The sequence below is a fragment of the Paraburkholderia madseniana genome (genome assembly GCF_009690905.1).
Classification (GTDB): Bacteria; Pseudomonadota; Gammaproteobacteria; order Burkholderiales; family Burkholderiaceae; genus Paraburkholderia; species Paraburkholderia madseniana.
The window spans coordinates 15656-29644 of the sequence record NZ_VOSW01000045.1 but is presented as its reverse complement, the minus strand read 5'-3'; the positions used below and the strand labels follow the sequence as shown (position 1 = coordinate 29644).

11 protein-coding genes are annotated in these 13989 nt (G+C 63.2%); all 11 read right to left on the bottom strand.

Going from position 1 to position 13989, the window contains the following annotated elements; all coding sequences use genetic code 11:
- Positions 1-4 precede the first annotated feature (4 nt).
- Positions 5-1093 carry an HlyD family secretion protein gene (locus FSO04_RS23210; RefSeq protein ID WP_171927860.1) on the bottom strand — a complete coding sequence of 363 codons (1089 nt, stop codon included), beginning with the start codon at positions 1091-1093 and terminating at the stop codon, positions 5-7.
- An 88-nt stretch (positions 1094-1181) separates the two neighbouring features.
- Complete coding sequence (locus FSO04_RS23205; RefSeq protein WP_097395805.1) at positions 1182-1604, bottom strand: MarR family winged helix-turn-helix transcriptional regulator; 423 nt, start codon at positions 1602-1604, stop codon at positions 1182-1184.
- Positions 1605-1684: 80 nt separating this feature from the next.
- On the bottom strand, positions 1685-2107 hold the full coding sequence (locus tag FSO04_RS23200; RefSeq protein WP_154562865.1) for a MarR family winged helix-turn-helix transcriptional regulator: 423 nt from the start codon (positions 2105-2107) through the stop codon (positions 1685-1687).
- A 198-nt stretch (positions 2108-2305) separates the two neighbouring features.
- Positions 2306-3310, bottom strand: a complete 1005-nt coding sequence (hutG, locus tag FSO04_RS23195) for a formimidoylglutamase (RefSeq protein WP_154562863.1) — start codon at positions 3308-3310, stop codon at positions 2306-2308.
- Entirely contained in the window at positions 3307-4083 is a 777-nt protein-coding gene (locus FSO04_RS23190) for an amino acid ABC transporter ATP-binding protein (RefSeq protein ID WP_154562861.1), read from the bottom strand. The genes hutG and FSO04_RS23190 overlap by 4 nt, the downstream gene beginning before the upstream one ends.
- Entirely contained in the window at positions 4080-4748 is a 669-nt protein-coding gene (locus tag FSO04_RS23185; RefSeq protein ID WP_154562859.1) for an amino acid ABC transporter permease, read from the bottom strand. The genes FSO04_RS23190 and FSO04_RS23185 overlap by 4 nt, the downstream gene beginning before the upstream one ends.
- Before the next feature lie 17 nt (positions 4749-4765).
- Entirely contained in the window at positions 4766-5521 is a 756-nt protein-coding gene (locus tag FSO04_RS23180) for a transporter substrate-binding domain-containing protein (RefSeq protein WP_154562857.1), read from the bottom strand.
- Positions 5522-5621: 100 nt separating this feature from the next.
- Positions 5622-6371, bottom strand: a complete 750-nt coding sequence (locus FSO04_RS23175; protein ID WP_168435802.1) for an IclR family transcriptional regulator — start codon at positions 6369-6371, stop codon at positions 5622-5624.
- A 226-nt stretch (positions 6372-6597) separates the two neighbouring features.
- The gene (locus FSO04_RS23170; RefSeq protein ID WP_154562853.1) at positions 6598-7488 is read right to left on the bottom strand and encodes a transglutaminase family protein; all 891 of its coding nucleotides are present in this window, start codon (positions 7486-7488) and stop codon (positions 6598-6600) included.
- Positions 7485-10169 carry a circularly permuted type 2 ATP-grasp protein gene (locus FSO04_RS23165; protein WP_154562851.1) on the bottom strand — a complete coding sequence of 895 codons (2685 nt, stop codon included), beginning with the start codon at positions 10167-10169 and terminating at the stop codon, positions 7485-7487. Before FSO04_RS23165 ends, FSO04_RS23170 begins: the two co-directional genes overlap by 4 nt.
- A gap of 46 nt (positions 10170-10215) precedes the next feature.
- A complete protein-coding gene (locus tag FSO04_RS23160) occupies positions 10216-13689 on the bottom strand; it encodes a transglutaminase family protein (protein ID WP_168435801.1) in 3474 nt (1157 codons plus the stop codon).
- Positions 13690-13989: the final 300 nt, after the last annotated feature.

Here is a 13989-nt window from a genome sequence, read left to right as displayed (position 1 = left end):
TCGTTTAACCGTGAGCAGCGTCGAGATGCACTTTCACCGTCGCCGATAGGCCAGGGCGCAGCACGCCTTGCATATCCTTCGGCACCTCGAGGCGCACGCGCACCGGCACGCGCTGCACGATCTTCGTAAAGTTGCCCGTCGCGTTTTCCGCCGGCAGTACGCTGAAGGTCGCACCGGTCGCCGGCGCGAGACTTTCGACGACGCCGTGAATCCGTTTGCTCGACGCATCGAGATCGACATCGACACCGTCGCCAACGTGCATCTTCTTCAACTGGTCTTCCTTGAAGTTGGCGTCGATCCACAGTCCGCTTGATGGCACCACGGTCAGCAGCGACACGCCAATATTCGCCAGCAAGCCGACGCGCGCGGTGCGATTGCCGACATAACCGTCGATCGGCGAGCGGATCGTGGTGTACTCCACATTCAATGCCGCGACCCGTTGCGCCGCCTGTGCAGTGGCGATGCGCGCCTCTGCGTCGCCGATCTGCGCGTCGAGCACGGCGATCTGCCGTTGCGCCGCGATCAAGGCCGCGCTGCTGCGGTCGACCGCGGCATGCGCCTTGGTCAGATCGGCATCAGCGCGTTCCACGACCTGGTTCGATACCGCATCGTCCTTCACCAGTTGGCGATAGCGCGTCTGATCGGCGGTGCTGCGCGTCAACTCGGCGCCGGACGCGCGAACTTCGGCTGCCTGCTCGTTGATGGTGGCAAGCTGCAGGGACTTCTTCGCCTGCAACTCGGTGACAGCCGCCTGCGCGCTCTCAACTTCCGCACTCGCCTGCGCGAGACGAGCGTCGTAATCGCGTGCATCGAGCCGGATCAGCACCTGGTTCGCATGGACGAACTGATTGTCCCGCACCAGCACGTCCGTGACGAAGCCGTTCACTTTCGGCGACATCACGGTTACATCACCGCCGACGTAGGCATCGTCCGTCGTTTCGACAAAGCGGCCGACGAAGAACCAGTACGACGCCGCAAGTGCCAGCACCGCAAGCACTGTGATGACCGCGAGCAGCATCCACGGAATGCGCCGTGCCGGTTTGGCGGCGTTCGCCACGCTGGGCGGTGCAATAGTCGAGGGTGTAGTGGACATGATGGCTGTATGTGTGTATGCACTCGTTAAGCTTGAAAAAAAGCGCGTTGCGCTGCGCCGGACTTGACCCGCTTCACGCGGGGCAGATTCAAACGGGGTCTTTTGTGATGGCGAACAACTCCGTACGCAATGCCGCCGCGCGCTGCTCGCCGAAGCGATCCTCGAATTCGGCTTGCGCCGCATGCCAATGCTTGCGACCGGCTTGCAAACGCTCCTCGCCGGCGGCCGTCAGTGCAATCGACAACGCCCGCACATCCGCCCCAAGCGTCTCGCTCGACACCAGTCCGTTGCGCCGCAGCGGCTGGATCGTGCGGACCAGCGTGGTGCGCTGCATGCGCATAGCTTCCGCCAGTTGCTTCATGGTCATCGGACCCACGCGCTTCAAGCGCCCCATCAGCGAAAACTGCGTGATGGTTAGGCCGACATTTTCCAGGTGACGGTCGTAAATCTGCGACACATAGCGAGCGGCCTGGCGGATCGCAAAGCAGTCGTCGTCGAAAAGCCCGTCCATCGCTGCGCTTCCTTTTCGTGAGTGCGTATGCACATAATCAGGCGTAAAAAAGCTCGTCGGAACGAGCTCATACGCGTTGTTTATCCGGTGATGCTGAAAAGCTCGGAGCGCAGCGCCTTGGCACGTGCGTGGCCGAACTTTTCCTCGAACTCGTCCTGCGCGGCACGCCATGCGATTGCCGCCTGATCGAAGGTCGTTTCGCCCTTCTCCGTGAGACTGAACAGAAACGTGCGGCCGTCATGCTCCGCCGATTCAGCGACCACCAGCCCGTCACGCTGCAACGGTTTCATGGCGCGAACCAGCGTGGTGCGCTCCATGACCATGGCGTCCGCGAGGTCCACCATCGGCAGGTTCGGCGTGCGCGCGAGCTTGGCGAGAATCGTGAACTGCGCGGCCGTCAGCCCTACTTCGCCGAGATGGCGTTCGTAGATTTGCGTGACGTGCCGGGCCGCCTGGCGCAGCGCGAAACAGTTGCATTCGTCGTAAGAGAGAGGACGGGTCATGCTGCGCAGTGTATATGTGCATACGCACTATGTCAAGTTCACTTTCGCTCTGTAGGTACCTCGCAGGATTCGACAGGGAGGTTTACGGTCTGCTATTGAAAGGGACTAATCAGCCAAACATGACCGACGATTCGGCGAACTATGCCGGCAACGTGAATCCGTTCCTGTCGATTGGGGCGCTCGTGGAGTAAGGGTGCGTCAAAGCAACCGATACGCCAACCGCGCCGCCGCCCTCGCCGTGCGCTTATCCTGATCGAGCGACGGGTTGTACTCCGCGATATCCGCCGCACGCAGCTTGCCCGAAGCACGCACGCGCTGCACCATCGCTTCGACTACCGACAAGGGCGCGCCCAACGCGGCAGGCGCCGATACACCCGGCGCGGTAGCGGCCGGGAGCACGTCGAGATCGATGGTCAGATAGACGTCGTCCGCTGAATCCAGCAATTGCTGGAGGTCGTCCAGACGCTGCGGCAATTGCGGTTCCTGCATGTCGACGTCGAGCACGTAGCGCACGCCGAGTTCCTCCGCATGCGCGAACAGCGAAGCGGTGTTGCCCAGATCGCTGATGCCGAAGCAGGTGTAGTTGAACGGCACGCCCCGCTCGGCACAGTCGTTCGCGATCTGATCGAACGGCGTGCCTGAATTGGCCGGCCGCTTCTGACGCAGATCGAAGTGGGCGTCGAAGTTGATGATGAGTAGCTTGCGGGCTGCGGCTGCCACGGCGTCAGCTCGAGCCCCATCCACGCGGTCCTGATGCAAGCGAAAACCGCTATACGTACCCCACGCAACTTCATGCCCGCCGCCGAACACCAATGGCCGGCCGCCGCTCGCGAGCACGTCGCTCACTACGTTCGCGAGTTCCGCCTGTGCGCCTTCGAGGTCGCCGTCGTCGCACACCACATCACCCGCATCGGCGAGCGACGCCATCGACGTTTTCGCGGGCAATCCCGCCAGCACACGGCGCAATTCCTTCGGCGCATGTGCCGCGCCGATACGCCCTTGATTGCGCCGCACACCTTCGTCGGAACCAAAGCCGACGATCACCGACGCATCGCTTTCAATGCACGGCGCGCCACGAAAAATATCCCCACGCTGTGCCGCACCGCCGAACGGCACCACCTGATTGAAAATACGCCGGGTGTCGCCGGGCTCCCCATCATCGGAACGGCCGCTCCACACCTTGCCATCGAATGGAACTCTCATGCGCGCGACAACACCGCCTGCAGGAAAGCGCGTGTGCGCGGCTGCGACGGCGCCGAGAAAATCTCAGCAGGCGGCCCCGCCTCGACGATTACGCCGCCGTCCATCACCACCACGACGTCGGCGACTTCCTTCGCGAAACCCATTTCGTGCGTGACGACGACCATCGTCATGCCTTCGCTCGCGAGCAGCTTCATCACTTGCAGCACTTCGCCGACCAGCTCGGGATCGAGCGCGGAAGTAGGCTCGTCGAACAGCATCACGCGCGGCTGCATCGCCAACGCGCGAGCAATTGCAACTCGCTGCTTCTGACCGCCCGACAAACTCGCGGGCATCACATGCGCCTTGTGAGCGAGGCCAACCTTTTCCAGCAATGCAGTTGCAGCCGCTTCGGCCTCGGCCTTGCTGGCGCCACGCAACATCCGCGGACCGACCGTGATGTTATGCAGCACGGACAGATGCGGAAACAGATTGAACGACTGAAACACCATGCCCACTTCGGTACGGAGCGCATTCAGCGAGCGCTCCTTGAGCATCGCCCCATGATCGACCAGCCGATGCCCGCAGATATCGATCGTGCCGCCTTCGGCCTGTTCAAGCCCGTTGCAGCATCGCAGGAAAGTACTCTTGCCCGAGCCGCTTGGCCCGATCACGACCACCACCTGCTGCGGCTGAATGTCGAAGTCGATGCCGTTGAGCACGGTATGCGAACCGAACGATTTGGTCAGCCCACGAATGCTGACGATAGGTCCATCCACTTTGGCCACGGTATTCATTGCACCATCCCTCCTGCACGCAAGCGGCGCTCCACACGATGCAGCGCGTAATTCGTCACCTGTGTCAACACCAGATACACCAGCGCGATGGCCAGATACACTTCGAGCGAACGGTACGACACGCTGATGATCTTCTGGCCTTCATGCATCAGATCGTCGATCGTCAGCAGCGACACCAGCGCCGAGTTCTTGATCAACGCGATGAACTCGTTGCCGAGCGGCGGAATCATCCGCACGATCGCCTGCGGCAGAATGATTGCGCGCATGGCCTGCCCCGACGACATGCCGATCGAACGCGCCGCTTCCATTTGCCCGCGATCCACCGACTGAATCGCACCGCGCACGATCTCCGACACATAAGCCGCCGAATACAGGCCAAGCCCCAGCATCCCGCACACAAAAGCCGGCAACAGAATGCCGAATTGCGGCAAGCCGAAGAACAGCAGGAAAAGTTGCACGAGCAACGGCGTGCCGCGGAAGAACGTGAGGTACGCCGTACAGAAGCCGTACACGATGCGCCGCTTCGGCGTGAGCCGGCCGATACCGATCAGCAGGCCCAGCACGCAGCTCAGCGCGAGCGCGGCGGCGGTCACTTCGACCGTCACCAGCGCGCCATGCATGATGTCCGGCCAGCCGGTAATCACCGGCGAAAAGTCGAGTTCCATTGTGTCCGCTCAGCCGGTTATTGCGCGGTGGCGCCGAACCACTTCTTGACGATCGCCGCGTACGTGCCGTCGGCCTTGATCTTCGCCAGTGCCGAGTTGAATGCCGCCTTCAGTTGCGGTTCGTCCTTGCGCACGGCGATACCGTAGGCTTCGGTCGTCAGCGGCTTATCGAGCACGCGGAAACCGCCGCGCGTCTTCACTAGCTGATAGGCGGCCGGCTTGCCGGTCACGGCTGCGTCAGCACGGCCGATGCCCACCAGGTCGAACATCTCCTGATTCTTCTCGACTTCGACACGGTTGATTTGCGGATAGTTGTCGCGCAGGAAGTTGACCGACTTCGTGCCCACCTGGACCGAGACTTTCTTGCCGTTCAGGTCGGCGACTGACTTGATCGGCGAATCGCTTTTCACCAGCGCGACAAGGCCACCGGCGTAGTACGAATCGGTGAAGTCGACCACTTTCGCGCGCTCATCGGTGATGTAGATGCCGGAAATTGCCACGTCGAAACGATGCGCGATCAAGCCCGGAATCAAGCCTTTGAAGTCGATATCGGTCCATTGCACGCGTTTGCCCATCGCTTTCGCGAGCGCATTCATCATGTCGACGTCGAAGCCGGTGCGCGCGCCGTTTTCGGTGTACTCCATCGGCGGGAAGGTTGCGTCGGTGGCGACGTTCAGCACGTCCGGCGTTTGTGCGGAAGCCGCGCCGGAAAAGCCGGCAAACGTCACCGCAAACGTGACGCATGCGAGGGACAACAGTCGATTCAGTTTCATGGGAGGGCTCCTTGTGGTTTGTTCGGTTCGTTCAGTTTGTTCAGTTTGTTCAGTTCGTTCGGTATCCAGATCGAATACGGCCGCGAGCGGCCCTGCCCGATCAATCGGTTTGCATATGCTCGGAAATAGCGCGGGCCGTACGTAGCGTCCCGTCGATGAATTGGCTTTCGCGGCCGATGGCGCGCGTGGACGGCGCCATCAGCGTGATCGACGCGCTGCTTCCGGCACCGCGTCCGCTGCGATGAAATATCGGGGCGCTCACGCCCCACACGCCCGGATCGACTTCGCTGTCGCTGACGGCATAGCCCTGAGCGCGAATCTGTTCGAGTTCGGCTTCGATCGCGGCACGGCCGGCGGGGTCGTCGTCGAACAGGTTATCGAGCACTTCGGTACGCGCCTTGTCGGCCATGAATGCCAGCAGCGATTTCGCAGAGGCGCCGGCTTTCAGCGGTACGGCGCGGCCTTTTTCGAACGAGCAGCGCAATGAGTGCTGGCTGTCGACCATTTCCAGGCACATCACCTGATGCTTGACCGCGACCACCAGCCCGATGCTTTCCTGCGACGCGCGTGCCAGTTGCTGCATCTCCGCACGGCTCGCTTCGACGAGCAGCGAATTCACGTCGAAGCCGAGCGCGAGTTGCAGGCTGATCGGACCCGGCGCGTAATGGCCCGCGTTTTCAGCGACGAAACCCCAGCGCTTGAGCAGCGCGATTTGCCGGTACAGCGTGCTTTGCGCGAGACCGGTGACAGCGAGCAGATCCTTGACCGACATGGCCTTGCCATGACTGGCGAGCGCCGCCAGCACCAGCAGCACCCGTTCAGCCCCTGTCACACCCTGTTCCGCGTTCACGATGAAAACTACCCACAATGAATAACGGAATCAGAATGCCAGAACATTCTCGGATTTCAAAAATTGGATTCCCGACGAGTGGGAATGAGAAGAGAGGGTTTTCCCCGAAAGCGAGATAAAAGAGCGTGCCGCAGCGAACGCGCGGCACGTCGAGCGGATTCGCCCAACTAGAAAGTGGCTTGCTGAAGGGGTAAAGCGAGTAGAAGCGGCCGGTAAAAGCCGCAGCCTAGAGCGCGAGCACCGTCACGCCGACCTCAACCCGATGCGCCCCGCCCCCCAGGATCATCCCGCGCAGCAAGGACACGTCGCTGTAATCGCGCCCAATTGCGAGCGTCACGTGGTCCATGTCGGCGAGTACGTCGTTGGTGGGATCGAGATCGATCCAGCCACTCTCCGGGCAATACACGGACACCCATGCATGCGAGGCATCCGCACCGATCAACCGCGGCTGCCCAGGCGGCGGATCGTTGCGCAGATAACCGCTCACGTAGCGCGCCGGCAAACCCAGCGAGCGCAAACAGCCGATCATCACCTGCGCAAAGTCCTGGCATACCCCGCTCTTCAATTCGAAGGCGCGTTCGGCGGGCGTGTCGAACATCGTCGCCGAAGGTTTGTACGCGAAGTCTTCGTGAATCCGGTGCATCAGATCGATCGCTCCCGCCACGATCGGCATGCCGGGCGGAAAGCTCGGCAGCGCATAAGCGCGCAACGACGGGCGCGGCACGATGTTCGGCGATGCAAAGCAGAACTCCACCTCGGGCCGGAACTCGCCGCCGACCCAAAACCGCAACTCGTCCGCCACGCACTCCCATTCCGGCGTTTCATCGGGGTCGAGGTCGGTCCACCGAGGCATGAGCGCCACGGTGGTTTCGCTGACGAGTTGCAGGCGCTCGTGCCGGGCGTCCAGCGCGAAGTACAGGACGTCGTTGCCGAATGCGTCGAGACGGCTGGTCTGATACGACGGTTCCGGTTCGATCTTTTCGCTGTGCGAGACCACGCGCTGCCACGCACAGGCGATCGGACGGATCGTCGCGAGATGCTGGGCGGTCTCCACATACGTGGAGTAGTGGTAGGTCGTGCGATGCGAGACGGATAAGACGGTCGGCGCGTGCTTCATGACCACACCTGCGAGGCCACCGTACTGGCATGGCTGAAATAGCGCGCGCTGATCTCATGCGCCGCCGCGCCGACATAGCCGCCAATCTGATCGCACACCGCAATCAGGTCGGCGTATGAATCGTCTTCGTCGATGGCGCACAGCGATTCGAGTGCCGGCAAGGAAGCGGCTGGCGGCATCAATTCCGCAAACGGACGATGCCGCATGCTGCCCGCCGCCACGGCGATCTCGTCGAGCTTCTTGCGCAGACGCTCATAGACGCCATAGACGCCGCGCGGATTAGTGGGCTCGATCACCAGCAGATCGAGCAAGGCGGGTACTTCGAAACGGCCCGGATACAGCGAGCGATAGGTCAGCGTGCTGTCGAACAATTGCAGCAGCAGATCGAACCCGGCGGGTGTCGAGAGCTGGCCGTTATCGGCGACCACCCGCAGGAAAGACGTCATCGCCGACACGCGTTCGATGTGCCGCCCGACGAATAGCAGACGCCACGCTTCGTCGCGCGTCATGCGGTCGCCTTGCGCACCGCTGATCGCCGATAGCTGCACCGACAAACGTTCAAGCGCGTTCATCAGTGTCACACGGTCATAACGATCGTAGCGTTCGCTGCGCTCAGCGCGACCGTTACCATTCGCGCCGCCCTGCGATGAACCACTACCACTGCCGTTACCGTTACCACCACCATTGCCATTGCCGTTGCCCCCCGCAGCCGGCATCAACGTCTGCAATGCATCGCGGAAGTCGTTGCGCGCCGCGAGAATCGTGCGCCAGTGATCGTTCGACAAACGCCCACGCACTTCGCCGTTCGAACGTGCTTGCCACGCGAGGTTCTGGCCAATGCTCGTGGGGCCAGTGCTCTCGCTCAGATTCGCGACCAACGCGCGCTCGAACACTTGCGGCGAGTTCGGCGCAAACATGTCGCCGGACTGCACGAGACCGCAATGCATGGCGAGCTCGACCAGCGTGGGGAACATCGCGTCGGCGTCGTTGCCTTCCAGCGAGCCGAGAATCAGGCGCAACAGCCGCACATTGTTTTCGGCGCGTTCGCCATAACGTCCGGCCCAGAACAGGTTTTCCGCCGCGCGGCTCGACACGGTGCGATGCTTGCGCGCGAGGTCGGCGGGTTGCATCGGCGAGGGCAGCAGCGTGAAGGTCGACGTCGGCTGACTCGACAGCACCCACGTGTCGACGCTACTGCCGCCGTACTGCATCGACACCGTCGCCTGGCGCTCGGCGGCCATCCGCGTGAAACCGCCTGGCATCACGTGCCAGCCACCGTTGACGTCGGCAATCGCATAGACACGCAGCACCGACGGACGGCGGCCAATGGTACCGTCCTCATAACGCGGCGTGCAGGAAAAGCGCTGCGGCTGCTGGATCGTATAGGCATCGGGCATCGCTTCGATGCGTTCACGCCATGTCGACAGCCGTTGCCTGCCCTGCTCGATCCCGGGTGGCGCATCGCGTGCCGCGACCGGCCAGGTCGGTACGATGAACGCTTCGTCCAGACGCCCGAATGCGTGAACGCGCGCCGCCTTTTCGCCGCACCACCAGGTGGCCACGCTCGGCAGCACGAGGTCTTCGTCGAGTAAAACTTCGGCGATGCCCGGCAAAAAGCCATGCAAAGCAGGCGATTCGACAAAGCCCGAACCCGGCACGTTCGACACGATCACATTGCCCGCACGCATCACCTGCAACAGGCCCGGCACGCCGATGCTCGAATCCGCGCGCAGTTCGACCGGATCGCAGAACGCATCGTCCAGACGCCGCAACACGACATGCACGCGTTCGAGACCGGCGAGCGTCTTCAGATACAGCATGTCGTCACGCACGGTCAGGTCTTTGCCTTCGACCAGCGTGACGCCGAGATAGCGCGCGAGAAACACGTGCTCGAAGTAGGTTTCGCTAAACGGTCCAGGTGTGAGCAACGCGATATGCGGCAAACCATCGGCGCCCGAACTGTCGTGCGCCATGGTGGCCTGAGCAGCCTGCGCAAGCGTCGCGATCAGTTGCGAATAGGTCGGGGCGAGGCGGCTTACGCGCATCGCGCGGAACGGTTCGGCGAACAGCGTCGACACGATCAGCCGGTTTTCCAGTGCATAACCCAGGCCGGATGGCGCCTCGGTGCGATGCGCCATGACCGTCCAGTTGCCGCCAGGCGTACGCGCCAGATCGACGGCAACCACCTGCAGATATTGCCCGCCAGGCGGTGTGAAGCCCTTCACGGAGCGCAGGTAACCCGGATGCCCGAACACCAGCGCGGGCGGCAACTGCCCCCGATCGAGCAAGGTCTGCGGCCCATAAATATCGGCGACGATGGCATTGAGCAGATGCGCGCGCTGCGTCACGCCACGCTCGATATGCGCCCACTCCGCCTCGCTGATCAGGAACGGCAGCAGGTCGAGCGCCCACGGCCGCGGCTCGCCGTTATCCGCGTAGACGTTGTAGCTGATGTCGTTGTCGCGGATCTGCTGCGCGATCGACGCGCGGTGATCCTCCAATCGCGCGATGCCGTCTTCGCCGAGCCGCTCGAAGAACTGCCGCCACGGCTCGCGCAACACGCCCGAGGCGTCGCGTAACTCGTCCCAATGTCCTTCGTAGGCCGGCAACAGCCGCAATAAGGACGAAGCGTCCGCGCGCGCCGCGGACGTTTCGAAAGGAAAAGTCGATTGAAAGGCCAAGGTCGTGTCGTTCTTAAAAGTGTGCTGCCGCTTTCAGTCTACCAGGTTACCAGTAGCGCAGGTCCAACGTAAACGGAAACTCGAGGCTGCGCTGCGGTACACCGACCGTGAGCGGCCCCGGCGTATGACCGGATGCGAAGAAGCGTGCGCGCCGCCGGCTTTCGGCCTCGTAGGCGTTGACCGGGAAGGTCTGATAGTTGCGCCCGCCCGGATGTGCGACATGATACTGGCATCCGCCGATCGAGCGGCCAGTCCATGTATCGAACAGGTCGAAGGTGAGCGGCGCATCCACGCCGATGGTCGGATGCAGCGCCGACGGTTGCGCCCAGGCGCGAAAGCGCACGCCGGCCACATATTCGCTGACGCGGCCCGTCGGCTGAAGCGGCACCGGCACACCGTTGACCGTCACCACATGGCGGTTGTCGTTCAAACCGAGCGCGCGCACTTCGAGCCTTTCCACCGACGAATCCACGTAACGCACCGTGCCGCCCGGCGAGCCCTCTTCGCCCATCACGTGCCACGGTTCGAGCGCGTTGCGGATCGTCAGCGAGACGCCGTTCACCGTGGTCTCGCCGACCAGCGGGAAGCGGAATTCGAAGTGCGGCGCGAACCAGCTGCTCTCGAAGGCGAAGCCCGCCTGGTTGAGTTCGCCGAGCACGTCGTCGAAATCCATCTTCGCGAAGGTACCGAGCAGAAAGCGGTCATGCAGTTCCGTGCCCCAGCGCGTGAGCCGCTGCGTGTACGGCGTGTGCCAGAAGCGCGCCACCAGCGCGCGCAGCAGCAACTGCTGCACGAGACTCATGCGCGCATGCGGCGGCATTTCGAAGCCGCGCAATTCGAGCAGGCCGAGGCGGCCAGTCGGACCATCGGGCGAATAGAGTTTGTCGATGCAGAACTCGGCGCGGTGCGTATTGCCCGTCACATCGATCAGGATGTTGCGCAACGAGCGGTCGATCATCCACGCCGGCAGGTTCGCGCTGTCGCGGCCGCCGAGCAGATCGATCTGCCGCTGCAGTTCGCGGAACGCCACCTCCAACTCATACACCTGGTCGTTGCGCGCCTCGTCGACGCGCGGCGCCTGGCTCGTCGGTCCGATAAAGAGCCCGGAAAACAGATACGACAGCGACGGATGGTTGTGCCAATACGCGATCAGGCTGGCCAGCAGATCAGGACGGCGCAGGAACGGACTATCGGCAGGCGTCGCGCCGCCGAGCACGAAGTGATTGCCGCCGCCGGTCCCCGTATGCCGGCCGTCGGTCATGAACTTCTCGCTGCTCAGATAGCTCTCGGCCGCGGACTGATACAGGTACTCCGTGTTGTCGACCAGTTGCTCCCAGCTCGAAGCCGGATGAATATTCACCTCGATCACACCCGGGTCCGGCGTCACCTGCAGGACCTTCAGGCGCGCATCGCGCGGCGGCGGATAGCCTTCGAGCACCACCTGCATCTGCAATTCGGCGGCCGTCGCTTCGATCGCCGCGAGGAGGTCGAGATAGTCGTCGAGCTCGGTGAGCGGCGGCATGAACACATGCAGCAGCGAGCGGCCGCTGCCGAACGCTTCGGTTTCCGCCTTCGGACCGGCGGCCCGTTTCGGGTCGCGCGCTTCGACGCAGATCGCCGTACGCAGCGTTTCCTTCGACGACTGCCCACGCTCCGGCGGCTGCTGGTCGCCTGACTGAGGCGCAAAGGCCAGCACGCCGCTGCCCGCCATGCCGCTCAACAAATCCGCCGCTGACGACGACAACGCCGCCGCACGCCGCGCATCGGCGGCGCTCAAGGTGCGCTGCTCGCCGTCGTATTGCATGCGCAATTGCGCAGCCGGGCGCAATGGCACCGGTGGCGCAAACGGATCGTGTGCGTGCTGATACGGATAGTCGGTCTTCGACACCCACGGCAACGAATCGAGCGGCAAGCGATAACCCATTGGCGAATCGCCGGGAATCAGGAACATGCGTTCGTCGCGGAAGAACCAACGGCCGCTGACCCACTTCGGCGGCTCGTTCGGCACGTCGCGTTCGCGCGCGAGCGGCAGGACAAAACCGGTCGCGCCGCCCAGGCCCGCGTCGAACACGCGCCGCAGACGCACGCGCTCCAGCTCGTCGTCGAGGCGCGCGTCGAGCGGATCGACGTTGACCGGCAGACGGCGCTCGCGCCACAGGTAGTACCAGACGTCTTCGAAGCCGGGCTGGATGCAGTCGGTGTCGAGCGATAGCTTGGTCGCCAGATGAGCGAGGAAACGCTGGGCGTCGGCGGCCGTGTAGGTGCCCGGCTCGCGTTCGTCGGCGAAGAGCGTGGGGTCTTGCCAGCACGGCTCGCCGTCGGCGCGCCAGTAGAGCGACATTGCCCAGCGCGGCAACTGTTCGCCCGGATACCACTTGCCCTGGCCGATATGCAGAAAGCCGTTAGCGCCGTAGCGCGAGCGCAGCTTGTCCATCAGTGCGACCGCGTAGCCGCGTTTGGTGGGGCCGAGGGCGTCGGTGTTCCATTCGGCGGCGTCGCGATCGCGCACCGACACGAAGGTCGGCTCGCCGCCCATCGTTAGGCGCACGTCCATCTCGGTCAGGCGCTGGTCGACCTGCTCGCCCATTTTGACGACGTCGCTCCACACTTCTTCGGTGAAGGGCTTGGTGACGCGCGGCGTCTCCAGTACCCGTTCGATCGACATGGTGTGCTCGAACTCGACTTCGGATTCGTCGACCGCGCCGGAGATCGGCGCCGCGCTGCCGGGTTCGGGCGTGCAGGCGACCGGAATATGGCCTTCCCCGGCGAGCAGGCCGGAGGTCGGGTCGAGGCCGATCCAGCCCGCGCCCGGCAGATAGACCTCGCACCATGCGTGCAGGTCGGTGAAGTCGACTTCGGTGCCGCTCGGGCCGTCGATGGATTTGACGTCGGGCGCGAGTTGCAGCAGGTAGCCGGAGACAAAGCGCGCCGCCAGCCCCAGTTGCCGGAGCGTCTCGACCAGCAGCCAGCCCGAATCACGGCAAGAACCCGCGGCGCTCACCAGCGTTTCCTCAGGCGTCTGCACGCCGGGCTCCATGCGGATCAGGTAGCGGATCTCGCGTTGCAGCCGCTGATTCAGTGCGACGAGGAAGTCGGCGGTGACCATCGGCTTGCGGTCGATACTCGCGACGAACTCGGCGAAGCGCGGCGTCATGGCCCGCTTGACGAGGTACGGGGCAAGCTCCAGCGCGAGGCCGGGTTCATACTCGAACGGAAACCGTTCCGCCGACGGTTCGAGAAAGAAGTCGAACGGGTTGTAGACCGCCATCTCGGCGACCAGATCCACGGTCACCTTGAATTCGCGGGTCTTCTCGGGGAAGACGAGGCGCGCCTGATAGTTGGCAAACGCGTCCTGCTGCCAGTTGATGAAGTGTTCAGCCGGTTCGACCCGCATCGAATAAGACAGAATGGGGGTCCGGCAATGCGGCGCAGGCCTGAGACGCACGACCTGGGGCGACAGCGCAACCAGCCTGTCGTAGCGGTAATGTGTGACATGATTCAACGCGACGCGTATGGACACACCGGACTCCTGGACAAGGGATGGCAGCCCGCCAAAAAGCAAGCTTCATGCCGTGGATCGAAAAACCGCGTGAACTGCCTGTACCACCCGGATTACCGCCTGCTACGAAGTTTGCCGCGTCTGCCGACCGTCCGGTCGATCGATCAGCGCGCCTTTCCACTGCCTTTTCGGCGGCCGCGCACCAAAGCGGCGCAGCGCCAATGCACGATCATGCACGTAATGTGCGTTAAACCAGTGACGTCTGGCAAATGCGGCATGAAGATTGCGCGTCGGCTTCGCTCCACGACTGCCCCCACCACC

What these genes read in the sequence shown, in the direction of transcription:
- FSO04_RS23210 (WP_171927860.1), bottom strand. Translation starts at nt 1,093, where the DNA reads ATGTCCACTACACCCTCGACTATTGCACCGCCCAGCGTGGCGAACGCC.
- FSO04_RS23205 (WP_097395805.1), bottom strand. Translation starts at nt 1,604, where the DNA reads ATGGACGGGCTTTTCGACGACGACTGCTTTGCGATCCGCCAGGCCGCT.
- FSO04_RS23200 (WP_154562865.1), bottom strand. Translation starts at nt 2,107, where the DNA reads ATGACCCGTCCTCTCTCTTACGACGAATGCAACTGTTTCGCGCTGCGC.
- hutG (WP_154562863.1), bottom strand. Translation starts at nt 3,310, where the DNA reads ATGAGAGTTCCATTCGATGGCAAGGTGTGGAGCGGCCGTTCCGATGAT.
- FSO04_RS23190 (WP_154562861.1), bottom strand. Translation starts at nt 4,083, where the DNA reads ATGAATACCGTGGCCAAAGTGGATGGACCTATCGTCAGCATTCGTGGG.
- FSO04_RS23185 (WP_154562859.1), bottom strand. Translation starts at nt 4,748, where the DNA reads ATGGAACTCGACTTTTCGCCGGTGATTACCGGCTGGCCGGACATCATG.
- FSO04_RS23180 (WP_154562857.1), bottom strand. Translation starts at nt 5,521, where the DNA reads ATGAAACTGAATCGACTGTTGTCCCTCGCATGCGTCACGTTTGCGGTG.
- FSO04_RS23170 (WP_154562853.1), bottom strand. Translation starts at nt 7,488, where the DNA reads ATGAAGCACGCGCCGACCGTCTTATCCGTCTCGCATCGCACGACCTAC.